General features: G+C 29.4%; 14 protein-coding genes and 1 pseudogene. 4 read left to right on the forward strand and 11 right to left on the reverse strand.

Annotated features, from left to right (window positions below; all coding sequences use genetic code 11):
• The 10 genes and pseudogenes from ACOX6R_RS05885 to ACOX6R_RS05930 form a co-directional block, all read right to left on the reverse strand.
• Nucleotides 1–403, reverse strand: a pseudogene (locus ACOX6R_RS05885) (DNA replication protein DnaD); the annotation flags it as partial.
• 12 nt (nt 404–415) lie between these two features.
• Nucleotides 416–1,120: an MBL fold metallo-hydrolase gene (locus ACOX6R_RS05890; protein WP_433448248.1), complete on the reverse strand. Its 705-nt coding sequence runs from the start codon at nt 1,118–1,120 to the stop codon at nt 416–418.
• A 12-nt stretch (nt 1,121–1,132) separates the two neighbouring features.
• Nucleotides 1,133–1,918 (reverse strand): recombinase RecT, encoded by a 786-nt coding sequence (locus tag ACOX6R_RS05895; RefSeq protein WP_433448250.1) that lies wholly within the window; start codon nt 1,916–1,918, stop codon nt 1,133–1,135.
• A complete protein-coding gene (locus ACOX6R_RS05900) occupies nt 1,918–2,238 on the reverse strand; it encodes a hypothetical protein (RefSeq protein ID WP_433448252.1) in 321 nt (106 codons plus the stop codon). Before ACOX6R_RS05900 ends, ACOX6R_RS05895 begins: the two co-directional genes overlap by 1 nt.
• Nucleotides 2,235–2,537, reverse strand: a complete 303-nt coding sequence (locus ACOX6R_RS05905; RefSeq protein WP_433448254.1) for a hypothetical protein — start codon at nt 2,535–2,537, stop codon at nt 2,235–2,237. The genes ACOX6R_RS05900 and ACOX6R_RS05905 overlap by 4 nt, the downstream gene beginning before the upstream one ends.
• A complete protein-coding gene (locus tag ACOX6R_RS05910) occupies nt 2,527–2,730 on the reverse strand; it encodes a hypothetical protein (RefSeq protein WP_433448256.1) in 204 nt (67 codons plus the stop codon). The genes ACOX6R_RS05905 and ACOX6R_RS05910 overlap by 11 nt, the downstream gene beginning before the upstream one ends.
• Nucleotides 2,723–4,567, reverse strand: coding sequence for an ATP-binding protein (locus ACOX6R_RS05915; protein ID WP_433448258.1), 1,845 nt, complete (start codon nt 4,565–4,567; stop codon nt 2,723–2,725). Before ACOX6R_RS05915 ends, ACOX6R_RS05910 begins: the two co-directional genes overlap by 8 nt.
• A complete protein-coding gene (locus ACOX6R_RS05920; protein ID WP_433448260.1) occupies nt 4,564–4,794 on the reverse strand; it encodes a hypothetical protein in 231 nt (76 codons plus the stop codon). The genes ACOX6R_RS05915 and ACOX6R_RS05920 overlap by 4 nt, the downstream gene beginning before the upstream one ends.
• Nucleotides 4,795–5,163: 369 nt before the next feature.
• Nucleotides 5,164–5,355, reverse strand: coding sequence for a helix-turn-helix domain-containing protein (locus ACOX6R_RS05925; protein WP_433448262.1), 192 nt, complete (start codon nt 5,353–5,355; stop codon nt 5,164–5,166).
• 9 nt (nt 5,356–5,364) lie between these two features.
• A complete protein-coding gene (locus ACOX6R_RS05930; protein WP_433448264.1) occupies nt 5,365–5,562 on the reverse strand; it encodes a hypothetical protein in 198 nt (65 codons plus the stop codon).
• Between the two features lie 94 nt (nt 5,563–5,656).
• Between ACOX6R_RS05930 and ACOX6R_RS05935 the strand changes: the two genes are divergently transcribed.
• A complete protein-coding gene (locus ACOX6R_RS05935) occupies nt 5,657–6,040 on the forward strand; it encodes a hypothetical protein (protein WP_433448266.1) in 384 nt (127 codons plus the stop codon).
• A gap of 203 nt (nt 6,041–6,243) precedes the next feature.
• Here the strand turns inward: ACOX6R_RS05935 and ACOX6R_RS05940 are convergent, their stop codons facing one another.
• Nucleotides 6,244–6,507, reverse strand: coding sequence for a DUF739 family protein (locus tag ACOX6R_RS05940; RefSeq protein ID WP_433448267.1), 264 nt, complete (start codon nt 6,505–6,507; stop codon nt 6,244–6,246).
• Between the two features lie 108 nt (nt 6,508–6,615).
• Here ACOX6R_RS05940 and lexA point away from each other — a divergent pair, with 108 nt between their 5' ends.
• From lexA to ACOX6R_RS05955, 3 genes are all read left to right on the forward strand, one after another.
• Nucleotides 6,616–7,245 (forward strand): transcriptional repressor LexA, encoded by a 630-nt coding sequence (gene lexA, locus ACOX6R_RS05945; RefSeq protein WP_433448269.1) that lies wholly within the window; start codon nt 6,616–6,618, stop codon nt 7,243–7,245.
• Nucleotides 7,246–7,377: 132 nt separating this feature from the next.
• Nucleotides 7,378–7,917 (forward strand): Ltp family lipoprotein, encoded by a 540-nt coding sequence (locus ACOX6R_RS05950; protein WP_433448271.1) that lies wholly within the window; start codon nt 7,378–7,380, stop codon nt 7,915–7,917.
• Between the two features lie 123 nt (nt 7,918–8,040).
• The gene (locus ACOX6R_RS05955; protein WP_433448273.1) at nt 8,041–9,228 is read left to right on the forward strand and encodes a tyrosine-type recombinase/integrase; all 1,188 of its coding nucleotides are present in this window, start codon (nt 8,041–8,043) and stop codon (nt 9,226–9,228) included.
• The last annotated feature ends 239 nt before the right edge of the window (nt 9,229–9,467 follow it).

Genomic DNA, 9,467 nt, shown 5'->3' on the forward strand with positions numbered 1-9,467 from the left:
GTTGTTCTTCACTTGTGCTTGAATTGTTCTTTGGTTGTTCTTCACTTGTGCTTTTGTCAATATTGCTATCTTGGTAAAAACTGTAATTTACAATGGTTATAGTAGTGTGTTTACCCTGTTCCATTTCAAGCCCAATCATGTCATCTTTTTCTAAGTTTTTAAGAAAAGTTGTGACCTTCTTTCTCGACCACTTCCAACGTTTTGATAGTTTTGCTAGGCTAGTAATTCTTTGACCTCTTTTAACTGTTATAAGATTATTATTTATTAAAACTGTTTTATCTTCATGATTGACCATCAGAATTAGGTCGATCCATGCAGACCGTTTATCAAAAGGCTCATTACTATTCCAAATCCAGTGGTCATATAAATTTCTGTGGATACTAACCCAACCCTTGTTGGCCACATTACTCACCACCTAACATACATAAACTGGTACTCCCGTTATCTTTTGTATAGACTCTTTAATATAATCATGATCCGAGTTGCTATCTGATAGATGAATTAAATAAAGCTTTTTAAGTCTTTCTAAATCACTTTTTAATAAAAAATCAATAGCAGTTTCTAGACTCATGTGAGTATCTTTAATTCTCTTTCTCAACTTAGAATTTAGTTCTTTGTTTTCATTTATAATTTTAGCTGTATAATTTACTTCTATAAGCATATAATCAACACTAAATCTATACTTGCAATATTTACTATCTGTTATAAAAGTTAGACTCTCGCCAGTCTTTAAATCTGTTATTAAAAAACCTACTGGTTCTTTTGCATCATGGATTGTTTTAAATGGTCTTATTAAAAAACTTCCGACTTCGGTATATTTATAAAATTCCTTATCTTCCCTTTTTAGAATCTCTATCCTATAGTCTTTAGCATCTAATGCATCTTTTGTTCCGGCAGTCATATAAACCTTTGTCCCAAATTCTAATAATTTTTTATATTCTTTTGAATGATCTTTGTGCTCATGACTTACAAGGCATGCATCTATATCTGATAACTTAAAGTTTAATTCTTCTTGAATTTTTAAATATGGGACACCGCACTCTAATAAAAGTGCAGTATCCTCATTACTAATCTTGTAGCAATTTCCGTTGCTACCACTTGCTATTACGTCAATTTCCATTTCAAATTCCCTTTAAAATGGCGCGACTATATTTTCAGTTTCTATTACTTCACCAGTTTCCTGATCAATTATTGTTGTTTCTAATTCCTCAACTGCATTATTATCTATTGCCTCTATTGCAATACTGCCATCTTCTTCAGCTTTTTCTAATGTTTGCATTTCTGTTGAAAGCACACCATATTTACTTAGTAGCCTTCTTAGACATGTCTTTTGCGCCTGCGAATCAAACTCTGTGTTCCATGGGCCTTTATTAAAAGATTTACTGTATTTTTTGCCCCAATCTGCAGCTTCGTCATAAGTCATGTATAATGATTTTTCAAATCCATTTATTAATTCAAAATATGCAAAATAGCCTTTTACCTTATTACTTGTTTTTTTGCCTGTGATTGATAGAGTCCCTCTTAGCACATCTTCTGAAACTTCCATGCCCTCATAAATAATGCCACTATTTATTGACTTATATTGACCAGTCCTCATGGCGAGTTGAATTAGCCCTTTATATCCAATAATAAAGTTTGGAACCAATTTGCCTTGTTTATTCTTAAAAGGTACAACATATCCAAATCCTAAATTTTTGTTTATAGGAAGTTTTAAAGTTGCAGCTTTTAAGGCCTCCATAACAACGTCTTTAGGATCACATTCTTGCAGATAGCTATCTCCACCATATAGATCAATCAGACTTGAAACAAATGCTCCTGAATTGTCCGATAATGCATTATCAAACAAAGTTCTGATACTTGGTATATTTAAAATATTTTTCATCTCATTAACTGGTTTTCTTGCAATTTCGTTAGTCATTATAAATTCTCCTTTACAAATTCTTTAAAATATTCATAAATCTTATCTCTTACTGTTCTAATATCTTCATTAAAAAAATTGTTTGAATTCTTAGTTAAATAAAGCCTATCTTCATCAATTACTAATGAACAAAGCTCATTACCTATGAACCTGACTGTAATTTCTAAAAAATTACAGTCAGGTTCATCTTTTTCTAAATCTAAATAAGCTAATTTCTCTATTTTTATTTTGTCTTCAAGTAAAGCTAATTTCTCTATTTTTATTTTGTCTTCAAGTAAATCTAATTTTTTAATTAAATCTCTTACATTTTGATATTTCATTTTCTTTTCAAATCTCCATTATTCACTTTTATTCCCGTTTCTTCTTCCAATGTGTTCTCAATATCGTCTAAATCTAAATAACCTTTGTTATAGCTGTCTAGCATGTCGGCTACATGGTCAATAAATTCTTCTAGCCTTTTTGTTCCGTAACCATAATGATCTCTTAGTGCCATAAGAGGTATTAACATCATCTGTCTAAAAGCAAAATCCATTGCTTCGTGTGTTGCTTTAAGCTTTATATCTTCGATTTGATTCCATGTTAGATTATAGGTTGGAATTTTCTTTTTCTCATTTTTCACCTTTGATCAACTCCTCAGGATTAAAATAAGATCCATAGGTAACAATCATATTAATATTTTCTGCCAGATTGCTGCCGTCTGCCGTTCCAATATGATATTGGATTTCTCCATCATTTTCAGTCTTTACAATCCCAATAGTGGGTAGGTCCGTTGTAAATGGCCAATACCACCAATGTTTTAACACCTTAAACAATTTTTAACTCCTTATCTTCAGAAACTACCAGCTTTATAGTTTGCCCTGGCATTTTAATTATTTTATTTACCGCTTCGGCATTATCAATAAATATTGGAGCTTCGAAGTCATATTCTTTAGACAAAATCTTAATTATTTCTAATCCTGCATTGATTTTTCCTGCATTGTTAACATCAGGGTAAGGTACTCCAGCAACAGTTGTCTCGCAAGTTTCCACAATAGCTCCATTTACTTGTGTATCAAAAAGTTTAAAGCTTACATTTTTAAATTTTTTATTTACTGTTTGAGCTATTAGTTTGCTTCTTTCCTTGCTATAAATCCCAATTAAATATAAATTCTTTTCTGCTTCTTCCAGTTTCCTTGATATTTCCTTTCTCTTATCTTCATAGTTTTCGATTTTCTCATCAATATCTGCATTTATTTTTTTATAAGCTATTTGGCCATCAATTTCTTCTAGATCTTTATTTAAATCTATTATTTTTTTATCGATATCACCAAAGTCGCGTTCTGCATTTTCAGAAATCTGTTTTTCTAATGTCTTTATTTCTCTTTCAATTTCTTCAATTCTTGGATTATCTTTAATCTCTGGTATTAGTTCGATTGCTGTTGTTAGAAGATTTTCCTTGCGATCTTTGGCGCTTAATAATCTTCTCTGCATTTCTTCATATTCATTTTTCAATTTTTCAAGTTCTGTCTTTAGTTCGTTGCCCTTATTTATAATTTTTTCTAGCTTTTCAGACTTAGCCTTTTTATACAAATCCTCTGGCAATGGTTGCTTACAAGTTGGACAGTTCATATCTTCCTTATTTCCTGCAACTTCTGTATAGTCGATTCTTAGTTGGTCAATTTCTATGCTTAGTTTTTTTATTTTTTCTGCTCTTTCGTTTGCTGACGCTTCCAGTTCTTTGCAACTTAAATCAAACTTTAAAACTTCATCTGCTCTTGATTTTTGTGATTTACTATTTAATTCTTTTATTTTTTTATTTTTCTCAAAGTCATCTTCTTTTAAAGCTATCTGTTCCTTTTGCAGTTCAGCAATTTTTGCATAAGCCTCTCTTTTATCTTTGCTATTATCTTGAATTAGTTTAAATTCTTCTAATTGCTTAATAGTTCCAGTAATACTTCTTCTTCTAAAATCTAGTGTGTCAAAATCATAGACCTTTTTTGATCGTTTCAATTCATCTAATCTGGCAGGTAGTTCTTCAATTTCTTTCTTTAATTTTTTTGCACTTGCTTTATTAATACTTTCTAAATCTTCTAAGCTGTAATTCTTAAGATCTAATTCTTTTAATGCTGAATTAGCATTTAGAATGTCATCTTCTTTTATTTCACCTTCACAAAGTTTTAATAGTATTTCTCGCCTTTCATCCTTGCTCAAAATTTCATTAAAATATTTTGGATTAGTAAGAAGCTTAAATAATTTTTCATCTGCTATAGTACTTATAAATTCCTGGTAGTCCTTTTCTTTCTTTGGTACATCATTTATTTCATAATCTGTAGTATTTCCAGAATATACCTTTTGATTAGATCCTCTTTTCGTAGTCCACTTCTCTTTAAAAGTCTTTTTTAATTTAATTACTTTTCCATCTACTTCAATAACTCCTGCAACTGAGTGATCACAACTCGGAACTTCTCCGTTAGATTCAATTGTCTTAATACTAAAATCTTTTTTATTTGTACTGTCTTTTCCAAATAGCAGCCAAATAAAAGCATCAAATATAGTGGTTTTTCCAGTCCCATTTGCCCCCAAAATTGTAGTATTTTCTTTAAAATTAATAACCGAATTTTCAATACCTTTAAAATTATTTAATTCTAATTCTTTTAAAAATACTTTCATATCATTATCCCCTGATTTACCATGTTCATTAGACACTCATTCGCTTGATCTTCTTCAAACTTTAAGTCATCTATCTTTGATTGAATATCAATCATATTAAGTCTTGCTTCCTCTTTTAATTTTGGATCATCCACTGTATAAAATATGCGTTCAGACTCTGAATACTCTTTTGATAATCTCTCTTGATCTTTCTCTAATTTTTTAATTTCTTTAAAATAATTTTTCATACATCCTCCTTTATTCGTGGTATAATAAAGGCAAATAATATATTTTAGTCCTTGTGTTTTAGTAGGCCGAGGACTTTTTTTATTGCCTTTACTGTATTTTTCATAACTATCTCTCAAAACTTATTTGGCATTATTAATGCAATAACTATAAAAACTAAAGATAAATAGCTCATAAAATTCCTCCTTAAAATTAATTAATTAAAAATTTAAATATCGTATCAATCAACCTTGTGCCAAGATAAATAATGTAAAAAACAAACTTTATAAAAAAATTAACAGTCAAATATCCTAGTATTAATAAAATACTGATTCCTATTAATCTTCTAAGTGTCAGTAATACATTGTATTTACTTAGTCTTATCTCGCCTTTCATAATCTTATCCCTTGCCTTGAGTTTTCCTTTAGCCAAGCTATAACCTCATCTTTAAAAAAATACATTCTATTTCCCACCCTCAATTTGGGGAAATCTGAATACTCATTAGCCAAATTCCTAATCTTATGTTCTCCTATAGGTATTTCTCCAGCTAATTCTTTCGCAGTTAGTAAAAATTTATTTTCCATAATCCTACCTCACTCAACAATTTGTACTCTATCAAGTGCAAACTCCAATAATTCACATGTAACAGTTGTAAGGTCGTTATTTGTTTCTTTAGCTATTTCTCTCACTCTATCTGCTATGTTAGGTGGAACCCTTAAAACTGCAGTTGATGGTGCGTAAGATTTTTGTACTTTTAATAATAATTTTCCGTCTTTAATTTGTTCTTCCATTTGTTTCCTCCTAAATCAATTCTGTTTGTGTTAACTAATTAACAGCTCTTTTTATACTTAACTTCTGATATAATCACTTTAAGGATGTGATTATGTGAAATTTAATATAGCTAAATTTAATCTTGATGGTTTTAACGTTCCAAAATACTCAATTTCAGATAAAGATTTATTTCAACTTCAAAATGTTTCCACCGAACTTTCTTCAACTCAGTTATTACTAAACTCAACCAGCGAATTGAATCAAAATATTATTCTATTAAAACAAACAATCGACTCATTAATTAATGGTCAAAAGAAACTTGATCCTAGTAAGAGGAAAGAACTTCCTAAATCAAAAATTAATTGGTCAATAGTTATTTCCTTAATTAGTCTAGTAATTCAAATAATAGACTCTAATTTAACAACTCAATTTTTTAGCTCTTTACATACAACAATGTTTGAGATAAACAAATATATAATTGATACTTTTCTTAATTAGAATGGTATTTAAATTTATATTTATTTATGGATTTTATTAGTTGACTTATATTTTCAAGTAGCCTGTTAATGTTCGATTCATAGTCCATCTCTTTATTAATTAACATATTGGTTAATAAGACCATGCTACTTCCTAATAACAAGGTTGCACTATCTAATAAAATTTCAAGTTCATTAATTTGTTTTTTCAAAGTTTCACCTCATTTATATCGGTTTTCCGTTATTTTCTTCAAAAAAAATTTCATCTATTTCTTCTCTTGTTAATCCTAACAATTCGCCAGCTTTTAAAATTTCCATTTGATTGAAATAAGTTTCAGACTTTAATCGTGAATTAAGAGTGGTTGTACCTATTCCTAAAGCATTAGCAAAATGTTCCTGTGTTCCGAATTTTTCTCTAATTTTACCTCTTAACTTATTATAATTAAACAATTTTATCACCTCTCTTTTTATCGGTTTTCCGTAATTCATATAATAACATCTATTTTAAAACTTGTCAACGGATTTCCGAAAAATATTTATGCAATATTGTTGTATTTTTACGGAAAATAATATAATATATATGAAAGAGGTGATTATATGAAAGATAATTTTGTTGTCAGATTTAATAAAATATTAGAAGAAAAGAATATATCTCAAACTGAATTATCTAAATTAACAGGTATTACACAATCTAGTATTAGTGATTGGAAAAATGGAAAATACACACCTAAACAAGATAAGATTAATATATTGGCGAAGGCGTTAAATGTATCTCCTGCGTGGTTGATTGGCTATGATGTATCTAATGACGAAATTCATAATATTAAAAATATACTACCCTTAAAAAAATCTTCTAAAAGGATACCACTTATTGGAACTATCGCTGCAGGTGAGCCCATACTTGCAGAACAAAATATAGAAGAATATATCGAGCTTGATAAAATCGTTCAAGCTGACTTTTGCTTGAGAATCAAAGGCGATAGCATGATTAATGCAAATATTTATGAAGATGATATCGTATTTATACATAAACAATCAGATGTCGATGACGGAGAAATTGCTGCAGTTTTAATTGAAGACGAAGCTACACTCAAAAGAGTTTATAAAATGCCTGGAAAAGTAGTTCTACGTGCTGAAAACCCTAGATTTAAACCAATTATATTAAACGGAGATAAAAGCGTTGAAATTTTAGGGAAAGCCACCTATAAGATTAGTCAGATAAGATAATGTAAATCATGACTGTTTCAATTATTTTATAGTAACTATCTATTTTTTAGAGATATTTTAATTATTGAAAGTTAATTAACTTTGTTTAAACATAAAAGTTTAAAATATATAAAATTTAAGGAGGTTTTTGCAATGGCAAAAAAAATTAAAGATGAAAATGGAAAGGTGTATGTAGAGAAAAAACCTTTCTATAAAAGAGTGTGGTTTATAGTAATTGTAATTATTGCCGCTATAGCAATTATAGGTAATTCAGGTAACAAAAAATCAACAAATGATGCTACTTCAAATAATGTAAATGATAAAGCAAGTGTTGCTGAAACTAATACGGCAGAAACAAATGATAATACTAAAGAAACAGCAAACATTCCAAAAGAATATCAGTCCGCATTAAAAAAAGCTCAAGTTTATTCAGATGAAATGTATATGTCCAAAGCTGGTATATATGAACAATTGACTTCTGAATATGGCGAACAATTTTCTGAAGAGGCTGCTCAATACGCTATAGAAAATGTTAAGGCTGATTGGAATAACAACGCTCTAAATAAAGCAAAAATATATCAAGATGAAATGGCTATGTCACCAAATGCTATAAGAGATCAACTTATTTCTGAACACGGAGAACAATTTACTCCTGAAGAAGCTGATTTTGCAATAAATAATCTAGAAAAGTAAAAATGAAATAGAATAAAAAATCCTTGGCCGTCTGCAAACAAACCAAGGAAATATTTAGGATTATTGATATAACCCCTGAACAAACATATTATATCATAATCCTTAACTTTTAAGGAGTAAATTATGAAAGAAAAAAATGCAAATGGATTAGGTAGTCTTACTTATTCCATGCGTAATAATAAAAAATATTGGACTGGTCGCGTAACTCTTGGCCAAGACTTAGCTGGCAATTTAATTAGAAAATCTTTTTCTAGTTATAAAAAATATGAAGTCATAGAAAAAATGCAAAAGGCTATGTCACAAACAAATATAGCTGGTTTTACCACATCTGGAGATAAATCTTTGTCTGAATTTATGCATTACTGGCTTTTCAATATAAAAATCAAGGAAATTAAAAGTACAACTATAGTTAGATATCAAAGTCTATTAAACCTTCATATATCCCCCTATCCTTTTTCTAAAACCAAAGTTGGCGATATAACAATTCTAAATTTACAGAATTTTATAAATCTACTAGCTGATGATGAAAAAACATCAATAAATACCGTCAAGGATACACTAGCTTTAATTAAAAACTTTCTTGATTATACAATAATCCTAGGAATATTCCCCACAAATCCAGCTGAATATGTAAAAGTACCCAAAAAAGAAAAAACAGAAAACTCTGGTAAATATAGGATATTTACTGCTGATGAACAAAAACTTATAATAAATAATTTAAATCTTGATGATCCAGTGGAACAAAGCTTGTATATAGATTTCTTAACTGGTCTACGCAGAAATGAGCTCAGAGGTCTACGCTGGAAAAACTATTCTGATGGAGTATTAACTATAGAGCAACAACTGCGAAGGTCATATACATTTGAAGAAGATGGATCTAGAAAATTAAATAAAAATACTACCCAAGAATTAAAAACTGAAAGCTCATATAGGACTGTTGCCCTTCCAAAAATTGCCGATAATCTTTTACAAAAAATAAAAACAAAATCTTATGAAAAACATCTCCGACTTGGACAGCCTTTTACTGATGAAGCCTTTATTTTTTCCGATGACTTATTAAATCCCATAGAAGAAAAAAGAGCTAATAGACGACTACAAGCTATTTGCAAAAAGATAGGGATAGAGCCTAGACCTTTGCATTCCATTAGACATTCTTATGCAACAAGACTTTTTGAAGCTGGTGTTGACATAAAAACCGTTCAGAAATTAATGGGGCATAGTGACTATAAAACCACATTAAATATTTATGTACATGTCATGGATGATCAAAAAGAAAAGGCCGCAGCTCTACTTGATAAAATGTATAATTAAATTCGTTGCCAACTCGTTACCAACTTTCACAAAAACAAACAAAATAAACATTGAAATTTAGCCATTATAAAAGAATTGGTGCTAATTCCTCTTTCCCGCACCATATAAAGTCCGTAAGGGCTTTATTTTTTTGCCCTTTTGCTTTAATGGTTTAATTCATTTTATTAATTATCCCACTCGCTTCATCTTATTTAAAATTTATAGAAAAATTCTTCATATAATATATACCATTTTATTAT

Origin of the sequence: Peptoniphilus sp., assembly GCF_050943655.1 — a bacterium.
Taxonomy (GTDB): domain Bacteria; phylum Bacillota; class Clostridia; order Tissierellales; family Peptoniphilaceae; genus Peptoniphilus_A.